Genomic DNA, 14,586 nt, shown 5'->3' with positions numbered 1-14,586 from the left:
GGGTGAACGTATGACGAAAATGCGTATATATGAATATGCCAAAAAAAATAATACAACTAGCAAAGATGTGATCGGACACTTGAAAAAACTGAATATAGAAGTTTCGAATCATATGTCAACAATATCTGATGATGTAATTGCCAAACTGGATTCACGATTTTCTGCAAAGCCGGCAACAGGTAAGAAAAAGATGAATAAACCTAATCAAAAATCAAATCAAAACCCAAATCAAAATCAAAAACAAAATGAAACTGCAAATAAACAAACAAGCACTACGAACAATAAGAAGGATGCAAATAGGAAACCCAACAGAAACCAGGGGCATAACAATGGGAATCGATCACATGCTTCACAGACAAAACCAAATAAGAAAAACACGCAAATGAGACAACAAAAAAATAAAAAAGGAAGACCTAATCAGAAACCTGCGCATGTGCAACCAACCCAAAAACAGCCGGTAAAGGAAACGCCAAAAGAAATTAAATATAGTGGAACATTGACGGTGAGTGACCTTGCCGAAAAATTGCATAAAGAGTCATCCGAAGTCATTAAAAAGCTGATGTTTCTCGGGGTTATGGCGACGAAAAACCAGGATCTTGACGACGAGGCTGTGGAATTGATTTGCGATGAATATAATGTGGCAGTTGAAAAAGAGGTTATTTTAGAAGATACGGATTTTGATAAATACCGGAAAGAAGACAGTGAGAAGGATCTGATCGAACGTCCCGCTGTGGTAACGATTATGGGACATGTTGATCACGGAAAAACAACATTGCTTGATTCGATTCGTCATACCAAGGTACAGGCTGGAGAAGCCGGTGGTATTACCCAGCATATCGGTGCCTATCAAGTAGAGAATAATGGTAAGAAAATCACTTTCCTTGATACACCTGGTCATGCTGCATTTACAAGCATGCGCTCAAGAGGTGCTCAAGTTACTGATATCGCTGTTTTAGTTGTTGCTGCTGATGATGGTGTTATGCCACAAACAGTTGAGGCGATCAATCATGCGAAGGCTGCAGAAGTTCCAATCATCGTTGCCGTCAATAAAATTGATAAAGAAGGTGCCAACCCCGACCGGGTTATGCAGGAACTAACCGAATATGAGTTGATTCCTGAGGATTGGGGCGGCGATACAATTTTCGTGCACCTGTCTGCCTTTAAGAATGAGGGTATTGATGACCTGCTGGAAATGATTTTACTTGTTTCTGAAGTAGAAGAACTAAAAGCAAATCCAGATACAGATGCGTTTGGTACGGTAATTGATGCCCAGCTTGATAAAGGAAAAGGACCGGTTGCCACCTTACTTGTTCAAAATGGCACACTGCATGTCAGTGATTCAGTTGTTGTAGGTAATACATTTGGGCGTGTTCGGGCAATGGTAAACGATATCGGTAAACGTGTAAAACAAGCAGGACCTTCTACACCAGTGGAAATTACCGGTCTACACGATGTACCACAAGCAGGCGATCAGTTCTTGGTATTTGCCGATGAGAAAAAAGCACGGCAAATCGGGGAAGCACGCCAGCAAAAACACATTCAGGAGAATCGATCCGAACAAACAAAAGTAAGTCTTGATGACTTGTTTGAGAAAATTAAACAAGGGGAAATGAAAGAAATTAATATCATTATCAAGGCTGATGTGCAAGGATCCGCCGAGGCATTGGCATCCTCTTTACGTAAGATAGAAGTAGAAGGGGTAAAAATTAAAATCATTCATACGGGTGTTGGCGCTATTACGGAATCGGATATTATTTTAGCGTCCGCTTCAAACGCGATTGTCATTGGATTTAATGTCCGGCCTGATGCAAATGCCAAGAAAGCGGCTGAATCGGAAAAGGTGGATGTTCGTTTGCATCGAGTGATTTACAAGGTAATTGAGGAAATTGAAGCAGCAATGAAAGGTATGCTTGACCCGGAATATGAAGAAAAAATCATTGGTCAGGCCGAGGTACGTGAAACCTTCAAAGTATCACGAATTGGTACAATTGCCGGTTCGTATGTAACCGACGGGAAAATCACTCGTAATGCCGGTGTTCGGCTAATACGGGAAGGCATCGTCCAATTTGAAGGGGAAATTGATACCTTAAAACGCTATAAAGACGATGTGAAGGAAGTCTCCCAAGGTTATGAATGTGGGATAACAATTGTAAATTTCAATGATATTAAGGAAGGCGATACAATCGAAGCGTTTGTTATGGAGGAAATTGAGCGCAAATGATTGTCTATGCAGAAGTTGAATGTATGCTGTATGATGGGCATTCACTGAAACAAAAGCGTTCGGTTCTAAAACGATTGATCAAGAGGCTCCAACAGGATTTTAATGTCGCTGTGACAGAATTAGACTACCATGATCTGTGGCAGCGGACAAAACTGGGAATTGTGACTATTTCCAGGGAAACGGCATATGCGGAACAAGTCATTCAAGCCGTATTAAAAGTAATCGATACATTTACGGAACTGGAGCGAACCATAACAAATGTTGACCATCGATAGTTGTTCTCGCAAAGAGGTGAAAATGAATGAGTGATTTACGAGCAAATCGTGTTGCAGAACAAATGAAGAAGGAACTTGGCGATATTCTCAGTCGCAAGATAAAGGATCCGCGCGTTGGTTTTGTAACAGTTACAGATGTTGAGGTAACAGGGGATCTGCAACAGGCGAAAATATTTATATCCGTCCTTGGCGGTGAACAGCAAAAACATGATACACTTGTTGGTCTTGCCAAAGCAAAAGGATTTATCCGAACAGAAATTGGACACCGGATTCGTCTGCGCAAAACACCAGAAATAGCATTTGAGTTCGATAAAGCCTTAGAAAAAGGTAATCGGATCGAAACGATTTTGCGCGACTTAAATAACAAGTAATAGAGAGGTAAAAAATCTGACCCGGAAGAATGATGGAGTCGGATTTTTTACCATATGTTTACATATAATTTGTTCAAAAAAGGATCGAGGTCAAGGTGCATTGTTTTGAACTTCCTCTTTAATAACAAGATTATAGGTTGGAGGCAACAGGTATGGACGGAATCATTCCATTATGGAAGCCAAAAGGGTTTACCTCACATGATTGTGTCATTAAAATAAGAAAGCTGCTACGCACAAAAAAAGCGGGTCATACTGGCACACTTGACCCGGAGGCGGAAGGGGTGTTGCCAATCTGTCTTGGAAAAGCGACAAAGATTGTTCCATTTTTAACAGAAACAACTAAAACATATGTCGCTGAAGTATCTTTGGGCACAGCAACGGAAACAGAGGATGCAACAGGTCATGTAGTGGAGCAGCGACCAGTTAACAACCGTCCGTCCCAACAGGAAGTTGAAGCTGTATTGTCTTCATTTACCGGTGACATTACGCAAATTCCGCCAATGTATTCGGCTGTGAAAGTTAACGGCAAGAAATTGTATGAATATGCACGGGCCAATCAACCGGTCGAACGCCCGGAGCGAACTATAACGATTATCAAATTGGACTTTTTGGGTTTTACCGGAGAGAGTTCATTCCGAATTCGGGTTATTTGTTCCAAGGGGACGTATATCCGGACTTTGTGTGTTGACATTGGAAAGCAATTGGGCTATCCGGCACATATGTCTGATTTAACCAGAACAGCAACAGGTTCGATTGAAAAACAGGACACGGTTACATTTCAGGACATTGCCAATGCAGCCGAAAAAAAAGAGATTGAAAAAATATTATTGCCTATTACTAGGGGATTGACCCATTTGGATAGTATAATAGTAGATGGCAAAATGAAAGAACGCGTGTTGTTTGGACAAAAGCTTGCAAAACCGGATAACAAACCTAAAACAGACCCGTTTGTGATGATGTACCAAGGGCAGGTTTTAGCCATTTATCAAATCCATCCGGAAAATGATAAACAAATCAAACCAGTTCGTGTTTTCTCGTAAAATTAGCAGAAAAAAGTGTAGGTGAAAAATGTTGCGAACAATTGAATTAACGTACCCCCATTCTTTAACAATGGATCAACTTCCTGAAACGGTAGCCGCAATTGGTTTTTTTGACGGTATCCATCTGGGACATCAAAAAGTGATTAACCATGCCATATCAGAGGCGAAAAAGCGAGATATGGAAAGTGCTGTTATTACGTTTCATCCGCATCCTTCTGTTGTGTTGAAAAAGGATGTACAACATGTGCAATATATCACACCATTAAAAGAAAAGCAGGAAATATTAGAAAAACTTGATGTTGATCGGCTATACATTATTACGTTTAACAAGGAGTTATCATCGCTGTCACCACAACAGTTTATCGATGATTTTATCATTGGACTGAATATCAAGCATTTGGTAGCAGGATTTGATTATTCGTTTGGTTTCAAAGGAAAAGGAAACATGAAAAATATAGCCGAATATACCAGGGACAAATTTACTTTTACGACGATTGACAAGGTAGAAATGGATAATGAAAAGGTTAGTTCAACTAAAATTAGAGGATTGCTTCAAGTCGGAAATGTCGAAGAAGTTCAAAGACTACTTGGAAGGCCTTTAATAGTAAGCGGCACGGTAGTAGAAGGAGACAAACGTGGCAAAAAACTTGGCTATCCGACTGCTAACTTACATATCCATCCGGATGCATTATTACCGAAACCGGGTATTTATGCGGTTAAGGTTAAGTATAAACAGGAATACCTGGAAGGGATGGCAAGTTTAGGCTATAATTCTACGTTTACAGCAGATCGATCTGATTTGTCGATGGAAGTAAACATTTTTGATTATAAAAATAATTTATATGGTCAACAATTACAAGTAGAATGGTGGAAATATGTGCGGGAAGAGATCAAATTTGACCATGTAGAGGCACTAATTGATCAAATGGCTGATGACGAACGTGAGATTCGCGAATTTTTCTCTAACACAAAATAGGATTCAAGCAGAATGATGATTATCAATAATCCTTGCAATTCAGCACAGAAAGTAGTATTCTTGTAAACGTAAAACCATCGCTTGGCAAATCGAGACTCCGACGTTTGCTAGGGGATAGGGGTTTTGAATAAAATAGGAGGTGAACAGGATGGCTATCACAAAAGAACGTAAAAATGAAATTATTTCCGAGTTCAAGGTTCATGATACAGATACCGGATCACCGGAAGTACAAATTGCTGTCCTTACAGAGGAAATCACGAAGTTAAATGAGCATTTACGCGTTCATAAAAAAGACCATCATTCTCGTCGTGGTCTATTAAAAATGGTTGGTAAACGCCGTAATTTGCTTAACTATTTACGTAACAAAGATGTTACACGCTATCGTGACTTGATTAAGAAACTCGGTTTACGCCGATAATTGCCAGAAAAAAGCAGGAGTAATCCTGCTTTTTTTGCAGTTAAGAAAGGAGAACGTTGGCCTGCTTCGATTGCAATAAAAAGGTTCGTGTCCGGCCCAGTACCTGCTTATCTGCAGCAAAAATTTACATTTACCACCATAAATTATAAAATGAAGGTAGTTGTGCATATGCAAGTGGTTCTGTTAATGGGTAATGATAAAGAAAGTCCCCATATATGGTTATTCCACTAGCATGTGATTGAAAGGAGTACTAGTACTAATGGCAGAAGAAAAACAAGTTTTCTCCACGGAAATAGCCGGTAAACCATTTATCGTAGAAGTTGGAGAATTAGCGAAACAGGCCAATGGTGCATGTATGATTCGCTACGGGGATACCTCGGTATTGTCTGTAGCAACTGCATCACAAGAGCCAAAAGATTTACCGTTCTTTCCGTTGACTGTTAATTATGAAGAACGGTTGTACGCAGTCGGGAAAATTCCCGGAGGCTTTATCAAACGTGAAGGCCGGCCAAGTGAAAAGGCAATCCTTGCTTCCCGGTTAATTGACCGGCCTATCCGGCCACTGTTTCCGGATGGCTTCCGTAATGAAGTACAGGTAATCAGCACTGTTATGAGTGTTGATCAGGATTGTTCCACAGAAATTGCTGCCATGATTGGTTCATCCATCGCCTTGAGCGTATCTGATATTCCCTTTGAAGAACCAATAGCCGGTGTTCACGTTGGCCGGGTCGATGGTGAATTTGTTATTAATCCATCTGTTGAACAGGAAGAAAAAAGTGATATTGATCTGACAGTTGCGGGTACGAAGGATGCCATCAATATGGTAGAGGCAGGTGCCAATGAAGTACCGGAAGAAGTAATGCTTGAAGCAATTATGTTCGGTCATGAAGAAATTAAACGGCTGGTACAATTTCAAGAGGAAATTGTAAAAGCTGCCGGCATGGAAAAGAAAGAAGTTGCATTATTTCAGATTGATGAGTCACTGGCAGAACAAGTTACTAACCAGGCGAAAGATAAATTAATTGCCGCCATTCAGGTTAAAGAAAAACTTGCCCGTGAACAAGCCATTGATCAGGTGAAAGAAGAAATTACCGCTTTGTATGAGGAAGAAGACGAAGAAGTTGTAAAACAAGTGAAGTCTATGCTTGACAAAATGGTTAAAGAGGAAGTACGCCGTTTAATCACTAAAGAAAAAGTGCGTCCGGATGGTCGTAAAATTGATGAAATCAGGCCACTGTCATCTCGCATTGGTGTACTGCCAAGAACACATGGATCCGGATTGTTCACCCGTGGACAAACACAGGCTCTAAGCATTTGTACCCTTGGCGCATTAGGAGATGTACAAATTTTGGATGGACTTGATTTGGAAGAGTCGAAACGATTCATGCATCACTACAACTTTCCACAATACAGTGTCGGTGCAACAGGACCGATTCGTGGACCTGGACGCCGGGAAATTGGTCACGGAGCATTGGGTGAACGGGCATTGGAAAAAGTGGTTCCATCAGAAAAAGTATTCCCATACACCATTCGCCTTGTCTCCGAGGTATTGGAGTCAAATGGCTCAACATCACAGGCAAGTATTTGTGCAAGTACAATGGCCATGATGGATGCTGGAGTACCAATTAAAGCACCAGTTGCCGGAATTGCCATGGGACTTGTGAAATCTGGTGATGACTATACGATCTTAACGGATATTCAAGGAATGGAAGATGCCTTGGGCGACATGGACTTTAAAGTTGCTGGTACAGAACAAGGGGTTACTGCCCTGCAAATGGATATCAAAATTGATGGATTATCACGGGAAATTCTTTCAGAAGCATTAACACAGGCGAAAAAAGGGCGCATGCAAATATTGGATCACATGCTCGCGACAATCAAAGAACCAAAACAGGAGCTATCCGAATACGCACCGAAAATTGTAACCATGAAAATTAACCCGGATAAAATTCGTGATGTGATTGGTCCAAGTGGTAAACAAATCAATCAAATTATTGATGAAACAGGTGTTAAAATCGATATCGAACAAGATGGCAGTGTATTTATTTCATCGACTGATATGAAGATGAATGAGCGTGCTAAACAAATTATAGAAGATCTTGTTCGGGAAGTCGAAGTAGGACAAATTTATTTGGGGACTGTAAAACGGATTGAGAAATTTGGCGCGTTTGTGGAATTATTTAAAGGAAAAGACGGGCTTGTGCATATTTCCGAATTGGCGGAAGAACGGACCAATAAAGTGGAAGATGTGGTATCAATCGGTGATCAAATCATGGTGAAGGTAAAAGAAATTGATAATCATGGCCGCATTAACCTTTCTCGAAAAGCGGTGTTAAAAGAAGAACGGGAAAAAGCAAAATCCAAATAAAACACAAGAAGCTGGAAAAACCAGTTTCTTTTTTTATCCTTCAAAAACAGAAATCACCTGTTAACTTTTTCTGAGCATACCTTGTCCTTGCCGGTCATATAGATGATTGAGGAGGGATTTGGATGTATCGGAAGCAGCTTATCCATGTCATTGTATTTGTCATCATCGTGGCAATTTCCTTTCAAAATAGCTATAATCCATTTGAAACGAATGATGTTACGACTTTTTCTAATGAAGTTCAGCAAGTATCGAAAAAAGAAGACGCACTCTATAGGGAGATCCAAACAAAAAGCGCTCAATTTGCAAAGGATCCGCAGAATGCTGTGATTGACCGAGTTTGGAAGAAAACCCCCGGAAGAAATGGATTAAAAGTGAACGTGGACAAATCCTATGAGCAAATGAAGAAAAAAGGGACATTTGACAAAACATTACTTGTATATGATGAAATTGCCCCCGAGGTCACGTTAGCCGATTTGCCCCCAGCTCCAATATACCGTGGTCATCCGGAAAAACAAATGACTGCATTAATGATAAATGTTTCCTGGGGAACGGAATATATCCCCACTATTTTAAACGTATTGAAAGAAAATAATGTCAAAGCAACCTTTTTCATTGAAGGAAAGTGGGCAAAAGAAAATAGTGATTTCGTGAAAATGATTGCTGAACAAGGGCATGTTATTGGTAATCATGCATATAACCATCCAGACATGGCTCATCTCTCAAAAACAGAAATGACAGAACAAATTCAAAAGACCAATGATATTATTAAAGCCATTACAGGTAAAGCGCCAACACTTTTTGCACCACCCAGCGGAAGTTTTAATGATCAGGTGGTAGATGTTGCTGATGAAATGGACATGGAAACAATCCTATGGACAGTGGATACAATTGATTGGCAGAATCCGACTGTTTCTGTTATGGTGAATAGGGTGAGTAGCAAGATTCATCCTGGTGCAATGGTACTCATGCATCCAACCTCACCGACAGCCCAGGGACTCGACTCGTTGATAACTGTTATCAAAGATAAGGGATATAAACTTGGCACTGTTGATACATTATTAAGTGAGGAACGATAAAACGCATCAGTCGCTAAACGTTGGATTTGAACAGGGAACATAGGAGGATTAAAACTTGATTGATAAACATACATGCAAGAATGGATTAAGGGTTGTTATGGAACAGGTTCCCGCCGTCCGTTCCGTAACAATCGGGATTTGGGTGTTAACCGGATCCCGCAATGAAAATGAACAAAATAACGGGATTTCCCACTTTTTAGAGCATATGTTTTTTAAAGGTACCAGGGAGCGTTCGGCTAAAGATATTGCCGAAGCATTTGATGCAATTGGCGGACAGGTTAATGCCTTTACGTCCAAAGAGTATACCTGTTTTTATGCAAAGGTATTGGATACACATAAAGAATTGGCACTAGACATTTTAGCTGATATGTTCTTTAACTCTTCTTTCGATAAAGAAGAAATGGAACGTGAGAAAAAGGTAGTGCTGGAAGAAATAAAAATGTACGAGGATACACCAGATGATATTGTCCATGATTTATTGGCGCGCGCTTCATACGGAAACCATCCATTGGGTTATCCTATCCTGGGAACGCAAGAACATCTAGCATCATTTACCCCGGAAACACTGCGGGATTATATACAGGAACAGTATACACCAGATAATGTTGTTGTCTCGGTTGCCGGGAATGTGGATCAAGCTTTTGTCAACAAAGTGGATCATTATTTTGGTACATACGGGTCTGCAAATAAACGGGAAACGATAGAGAAACCAGTCTTTATTGCCGATAGTATTGAACGGAACAAGGATACGGAACAAGCGCATTTATGCTTGGGTTTCGATGGATTAGCGATCGATGATGAACATATGTACAGTTTAATTATTATGAACAATGTTCTTGGCGGCAGCATGAGTTCACGTCTGTTTCAGGATGTTCGCGAACAGCAAGGATTGGCCTATGCTGTGTTTTCGTACCATTCTTCTTTTCTGGATAATGGCTTATTAACAATCTATGCTGGCACCGGAAAGGAACAGCTGCCACAGTTGCAGGATACAATGCAAAAAACAATCGATACATTGGTTACAGGCGGGCTGACGGATAAAGAATTAACAAATAGCAAGGAACAATTAAAGGGTAATCTGGTACTTGGTTTGGAAAGTACGAATAGCCGTATGAGTCGTAATGGAAGAAATGAGTTATTATTGCATCGTCACCGTTCACTGGATGAAATGATTCGGGAAATTGATGCTGTCAATCATGACTCCATAAAAACCGTTATTGATCGGGTTTTTAAACAATCAACTTCCAAGGCACTTATCGCACCCAAGATCATGTAGGTCACTTTCGTATTGTTTTCTTACGTTATACGTTTATGAACATCAGTTAGCATATCCGGTTATCTAAGGCATAGGATGACAATACGGAGGTGGTGTGATGCGTTATAAGGATATAAGCAGCAAAGAGATCGTTAACATCAGCCAAGGGTCAAGACTTGGTGTTCTTGGTCAAACCGATTTGGAAATTAATGAACACACAGGTCAAATTGAAGCATTTATTATTCCGAATTATAAATGGTTTGGTTTAAAAAAAGAAGGAGCAGAAACAAAAATCCACTGGAAATCCATCAAAAAAATTGGCGAAGATATGATTATGATTGAATGGAATGAATAAAGTGAGCCGGTGAAAGTTTCAGGAAAGAGCGCACCTTACTTGGAAGACAACAACAAGAAGTCAATCCATTTACTTGAAAATAACGTCGGGAAATCAAAGTGATATAAAAAGCCAGCATTATTATTAAAATAGTGCTGGCTTTTTTGTGTTTTACACGAAACACTTATCACTAAGATACATTACCTACATAAGCTGTAAAAGGAAGTATTAAATAGCGTGTATTTATATGATGAGGGGTGTAGAACTTACATGGATCAATTCATAGCCGTATTGGGTGGAGATGGCAGGTATTTGGAGTTGATACGTCAATTACAGCAATTGCCCGATACAACCATTTCTTTGGTGGGTTTTGACAAACTGGAACAAGGATTCACCGGCTTAAAGCAAGTGGATTTTAACGAATTGGAACCAAAAAATTTGGATGTGGTAATTTTACCAATTACGGGTACTAATCCTGAAGGTGAGATAGAAACTGTGTTTTCCGATCAGCAAATCACACTATCAAGAGATTGGTTTGCACAGTTACGACCAAACACGCTCGTTTTCACCGGGATCACCAATGATTATTTGACGAAAATGGCAAATGAACTGAATTTGAATTTGGTAGCCTTGTTTGATCGTGATGATGTAGCTATTTATAATTCAATTCCAACCGCAGAAGGCACGATAATGATGGCCATTGAACATACTGATTATACGATTCATTCATCGCGGGTCATTGTTGTTGGTTTTGGCCGGGTCGGCAGTACTGTAGCAAATAAATTTTCTGCATTGGGGGCAAAAGTTTCTGTTTGTGCCCGCAGTATTAAAGACCTCGCCCGGATAACCGAAATGGGGCTGACGGCAATCCCTTTGGATGAACTTGCCTATCATACAGAAGACTGTGATTTACTCATTAATACCATTCCAGCGTTTGTTATTAAAAAGGAATCCATTCAACAATTACCGTCCCACGCGCTAATCTATGATTTGGCTTCCAAGCCCGGTGGAACCGACTTTGATTACGCGGAAAAACGTGGAATTAAAGCAATATTGGCTCGCAGTTTGCCTGGAATTGTTGCACCGAAAACATCGGGAAAAATTCTGGCAGATGTAATTAAACAATTTTTACAAGAAAGAAAGGAGCAAGCATAAAATGACACTGGAAGGAAAGCGAATCGGATTCGGCATCACCGCCTCACATTGTACGTATGAAAAGGTATTCCCCCAATTGGAAAAACTAATGGAAGAAAAGGCCGACGTTATTCCAATTGTGACATATACTGTAAGAACAACCGACACAAAATTCGGCAAGGCAGCTGATCATATAGACAGGATTGAGTCAATCACCGGTAAACAAGTAATTACAACAATGCCGGAAGCGGAGCCGCTTGGCCCAAAAGAACCACTGGATTGTATGGTGATTGCACCGCTAACAGGCAATTCGTTAAGTAAGCTCGCCAATGGACTGACAGATTCTCCCGTTTTAATGGCCGCAAAAGCAACGATGCGAAACCAATCGCCGGTCGTATTGGGTATTTCCACAAATGATGCACTTGGATTGAATGGCGTCAATTTAATGCGGCTGATGGCAAGCAAATTTATTTATTTCATTCCATATGGCCAGGATGACCCCTACAAAAAACCAAATTCTCTTGTTGCAAATATGGATTATTTATCCGCTACCATCGAAAAAGCACTCGATTATCAGCAGATTCAACCGGTAATTATACCTTATGAGGGTTAAAGTGTGTTAAAATAAATAACAATAATAGAGGTTATACAGGAGGTACTGACTTCTGCTAAAGTCGCCCACAGGACGTGGGCAACTTTAGCAGAAGATCCCCTATCTGAGGTCATTTTACCGGACTTTTTGAACATCCTCTAGCTTTAAAGAAATGAAGGGAGAACTTTAAATGGCTAAGAAAACAGTTTATAATGTAGCAGTGGTAGGAGCAACAGGAGCCGTTGGTCAAAAAATAGTAAAGTTGCTGGAAGATAAAAACTTCCCGGTAGAACAATTAAAGCTATTATCATCGTCAAGATCAGCTGGTAAGAAAGTGTTATTTCATGATCAGGAAGTAACTGTAGAGGAAGCAACTCCGGATAGTTTCGCTGGTGTTGATATTGCTTTGTTTTCGGCTGGTGGATCTGTTTCAAAAAAACTTGCACCAGAGGCAGTGAAGCACGGTGCAGTTGTGATAGATAACACGAGTGCATTTCGCATGGCAGAAGATGTTCCGCTTGTTGTTCCGGAAGTTAATGAAGCAGACTTGCAACAACATCAAGGCATCATTGCCAACCCAAATTGTTCGACCATCCAAATGGTTGCGGCCTTAAAACCGATTCAGGAGGCATTCGGTCTTCGTCGGGTGATTGTTTCCACCTATCAGGCAGTTTCCGGGTCTGGTACAAAAGCATGCGATGAATTGGAGCAGCAAACGAAACAATTTATCGAAAACAAGGAAATGACGGCGGAAATTTTGCCGGTAAAAAGTGAACAAAAACATTATCCAATTGCTTTTAATGCCTTACCACAAATTGATGTGTTCCAAGAGAATGGCTATACATTTGAAGAAATGAAAATGATTAACGAAACCAAAAAAATCATGCATACACCTGAATTACCTGTTGCAGCAACGTGTGTACGCCTCCCGTTTTTTACATCCCATGCCGAGAGTGTATACGTTGAAGTGGAACAGGACGGTGTAGAAGTGGCTGACCTGTGGAAGGCATTGGATCAAGCTGATGGTGTCATACTGGAGGACGATCCAAATACACAAACTTACCCAACTCCGCTAAGTGCTTCTGATAAAGAAGATGTGTTTGTCGGCCGGGTCAGAAAAGATTTGGACACACCGAATGGCTTTCATTTATGGGTTGTTTCCGACAATTTACTAAAAGGCGCTGCATGGAATACTGTACAAATTGCTAAATGTTTGATTCAGCATAACTTAATTGGAAAGTAATCAATTTGATCTTATGTAAGAGGTGTAATAATTGCAGATATTAGTTCAAAAGTTTGGCGGCACATCTGTTCAAACAAAAGAAAATAGAAACTATGTTATCCGACATATTAAAGAAGCACTAATAAATGATTATAAACTAGTTGTTGTTGTATCTGCATTAGGGAGGAAACCGGATCCATATGCAACAGATACACTCCTGGATCTTGTCGGGTTCCCGGCTAATCATAATTCTGCCCAGGAGTTGGATTTATTAATGTCATGCGGGGAAACAATTGCGTCGGTGGTTTTATCGAATGAGTTGCAGCGTCATCATATTTCTGCCACGGCCTTGACTGGTGCACAGGCTGGCTTTGTTACAAACAATGACTTTACCCAAGCCAAGATTAAAAAAGTCAACCCCAAACGTATCCTGGAAGAGTTCGAGCAGAATGATGTCGTGGTTGTCGCAGGATTTCAAGGACAAACGGAAACCGGGGAAGTCACTACAATTGGCAGAGGTGGCAGTGATACCAGTGCAGCGGCATTAGGTGCAGCACTCCAAGCGGATGAAATACAAATTTTTACCGATGTTAATGGTATTATGACCGCAGATCCTCGTGTTGTTAAGGGCGCACGTCCATTAGATGTTGTCACTTATACGGAAATTTGCAATTTAGCCTATCAGGGAGCAAAGGTTGTTCATCCCCGTGCGGTAGAAATTGCGATGCAGGCAAAAATTCCAATGCGGGTCAGATCTACCTATTCCAATGGCCAGGGTACATTGGTGACGGCATCAAGAATCCAGGAATTAGGAAGTGACATTCCTGACCGGCTGATTACCGGAATAGCCCATATGGACAGAATAACCCAGATCAGGGTACAAACAAAAGAAGAGGCAATACGCCTTCATTCCGAAGTTTTTAAAGCGATGGCTGAATCAGGTATTTCCGTTGACTTTATTAATATATCGCCAAATGGTGTATTGTATACTGTTCCAGAGGTTTTTACGAAGAAAGCTGTTCGTGTGTTGCAGACGCTTGGTTTTCAACCGGAAATAACGGAGAATTGTGCAAAGGTTTCGGCTGTTGGTGCGGGAATGACCGGCGTTCCTGGTGTGGCATCAAAAATTGTGCAGGCATTAACCAATCGGAATGTGCAAATTTTGCAATCAGCAGACAGTCATACGACTATCTGGGTACTTATTCATGAGAAAGACTTAGCCACCGCCGTCAACGCTTTACACGATGCATTTGAATTAAGCCGGACAAAAGAAACGGTATGATATGCAGATCAGGGAAAGAAAG

14 protein-coding genes are annotated in these 14,586 nt (G+C 40.7%); all 14 read left to right on the top strand.

Going from position 1 to position 14,586, the window contains the following annotated elements:
• Positions 1-10 precede the first annotated feature (10 nt).
• Positions 11-2,221, top strand: a complete 2,211-nt coding sequence (gene infB, locus O2S85_RS10140) for a translation initiation factor IF-2 (protein WP_269409229.1) — start codon at positions 11-13, stop codon at positions 2,219-2,221.
• The gene (locus tag O2S85_RS10135; protein ID WP_269409228.1) at positions 2,218-2,496 is read left to right on the top strand and encodes a DUF503 domain-containing protein; all 279 of its coding nucleotides are present in this window, start codon (positions 2,218-2,220) and stop codon (positions 2,494-2,496) included. The genes infB and O2S85_RS10135 overlap by 4 nt, the downstream gene beginning before the upstream one ends.
• Before the next feature lie 26 nt (positions 2,497-2,522).
• Positions 2,523-2,867 carry a 30S ribosome-binding factor RbfA gene (rbfA, locus tag O2S85_RS10130; protein WP_269409227.1) on the top strand — a complete coding sequence of 115 codons (345 nt, stop codon included), beginning with the start codon at positions 2,523-2,525 and terminating at the stop codon, positions 2,865-2,867.
• A gap of 152 nt (positions 2,868-3,019) precedes the next feature.
• Entirely contained in the window at positions 3,020-3,907 is an 888-nt protein-coding gene (truB, locus tag O2S85_RS10125) for a tRNA pseudouridine(55) synthase TruB (RefSeq protein WP_269409226.1), read from the top strand.
• A gap of 28 nt (positions 3,908-3,935) precedes the next feature.
• A complete protein-coding gene (gene ribF, locus O2S85_RS10120; RefSeq protein WP_369419361.1) occupies positions 3,936-4,883 on the top strand; it encodes a riboflavin biosynthesis protein RibF in 948 nt (315 codons plus the stop codon).
• Between the two features lie 148 nt (positions 4,884-5,031).
• Positions 5,032-5,301, top strand: coding sequence for a 30S ribosomal protein S15 (rpsO, locus tag O2S85_RS10115; RefSeq protein ID WP_269409225.1), 270 nt, complete (start codon positions 5,032-5,034; stop codon positions 5,299-5,301).
• A gap of 259 nt (positions 5,302-5,560) precedes the next feature.
• Positions 5,561-7,669 carry a polyribonucleotide nucleotidyltransferase gene (gene pnp, locus O2S85_RS10110; protein WP_269409224.1) on the top strand — a complete coding sequence of 703 codons (2,109 nt, stop codon included), beginning with the start codon at positions 5,561-5,563 and terminating at the stop codon, positions 7,667-7,669.
• A gap of 122 nt (positions 7,670-7,791) precedes the next feature.
• A complete protein-coding gene (locus O2S85_RS10105; RefSeq protein ID WP_269409223.1) occupies positions 7,792-8,745 on the top strand; it encodes a polysaccharide deacetylase family protein in 954 nt (317 codons plus the stop codon).
• Between the two features lie 55 nt (positions 8,746-8,800).
• Positions 8,801-10,021, top strand: coding sequence for a M16 family metallopeptidase (locus O2S85_RS10100; protein WP_269409222.1), 1,221 nt, complete (start codon positions 8,801-8,803; stop codon positions 10,019-10,021).
• 97 nt (positions 10,022-10,118) lie between these two features.
• Positions 10,119-10,355: a YlmC/YmxH family sporulation protein gene (locus O2S85_RS10095; protein WP_269409221.1), complete on the top strand. Its 237-nt coding sequence runs from the start codon at positions 10,119-10,121 to the stop codon at positions 10,353-10,355.
• Positions 10,356-10,604: 249 nt separating this feature from the next.
• On the top strand, positions 10,605-11,489 hold the full coding sequence (dpaA, locus tag O2S85_RS10090; protein WP_269409220.1) for a dipicolinic acid synthetase subunit A: 885 nt from the start codon (positions 10,605-10,607) through the stop codon (positions 11,487-11,489).
• A 1-nt stretch (position 11,490) separates the two neighbouring features.
• Entirely contained in the window at positions 11,491-12,081 is a 591-nt protein-coding gene (dpaB, locus tag O2S85_RS10085; protein ID WP_269409219.1) for a dipicolinate synthase subunit B, read from the top strand.
• Positions 12,082-12,250: 169 nt separating this feature from the next.
• Positions 12,251-13,303, top strand: a complete 1,053-nt coding sequence (gene asd, locus O2S85_RS10080; protein ID WP_269409218.1) for an aspartate-semialdehyde dehydrogenase — start codon at positions 12,251-12,253, stop codon at positions 13,301-13,303.
• Between the two features lie 31 nt (positions 13,304-13,334).
• Positions 13,335-14,564: an aspartate kinase gene (gene dapG, locus O2S85_RS10075; RefSeq protein WP_269409217.1), complete on the top strand. Its 1,230-nt coding sequence runs from the start codon at positions 13,335-13,337 to the stop codon at positions 14,562-14,564.
• The last annotated feature ends 22 nt before the right edge of the window (positions 14,565-14,586 follow it).

The sequence above is a fragment of the Lentibacillus daqui genome, assembly GCF_027186265.1.
GTDB classification, from domain to species: Bacteria; Bacillota; Bacilli; order Bacillales; family Amphibacillaceae; genus Lentibacillus_C; species Lentibacillus_C daqui.
The sequence above is the reverse complement of the archived record's forward strand: the minus strand, read 5'-3'. Positions and strand labels throughout refer to the sequence as shown.

Coding starts and splice junctions, on each gene's coding strand:
- infB (WP_269409229.1), top strand. CDS start 11: ATGACGAAAATGCGTATATATGAATATGCCAAAAAAAATAATACAACT.
- O2S85_RS10135 (WP_269409228.1), top strand. CDS start 2,218: ATGATTGTCTATGCAGAAGTTGAATGTATGCTGTATGATGGGCATTCA.
- rbfA (WP_269409227.1), top strand. CDS start 2,523: ATGAGTGATTTACGAGCAAATCGTGTTGCAGAACAAATGAAGAAGGAA.
- truB (WP_269409226.1), top strand. CDS start 3,020: ATGGACGGAATCATTCCATTATGGAAGCCAAAAGGGTTTACCTCACAT.
- ribF (WP_369419361.1), top strand. CDS start 3,936: ATGTTGCGAACAATTGAATTAACGTACCCCCATTCTTTAACAATGGAT.
- rpsO (WP_269409225.1), top strand. CDS start 5,032: ATGGCTATCACAAAAGAACGTAAAAATGAAATTATTTCCGAGTTCAAG.
- pnp (WP_269409224.1), top strand. CDS start 5,561: ATGGCAGAAGAAAAACAAGTTTTCTCCACGGAAATAGCCGGTAAACCA.
- O2S85_RS10105 (WP_269409223.1), top strand. CDS start 7,792: ATGTATCGGAAGCAGCTTATCCATGTCATTGTATTTGTCATCATCGTG.
- O2S85_RS10095 (WP_269409221.1), top strand. CDS start 10,119: ATGCGTTATAAGGATATAAGCAGCAAAGAGATCGTTAACATCAGCCAA.
- dpaA (WP_269409220.1), top strand. CDS start 10,605: ATGGATCAATTCATAGCCGTATTGGGTGGAGATGGCAGGTATTTGGAG.
- dpaB (WP_269409219.1), top strand. CDS start 11,491: ATGACACTGGAAGGAAAGCGAATCGGATTCGGCATCACCGCCTCACAT.
- asd (WP_269409218.1), top strand. CDS start 12,251: ATGGCTAAGAAAACAGTTTATAATGTAGCAGTGGTAGGAGCAACAGGA.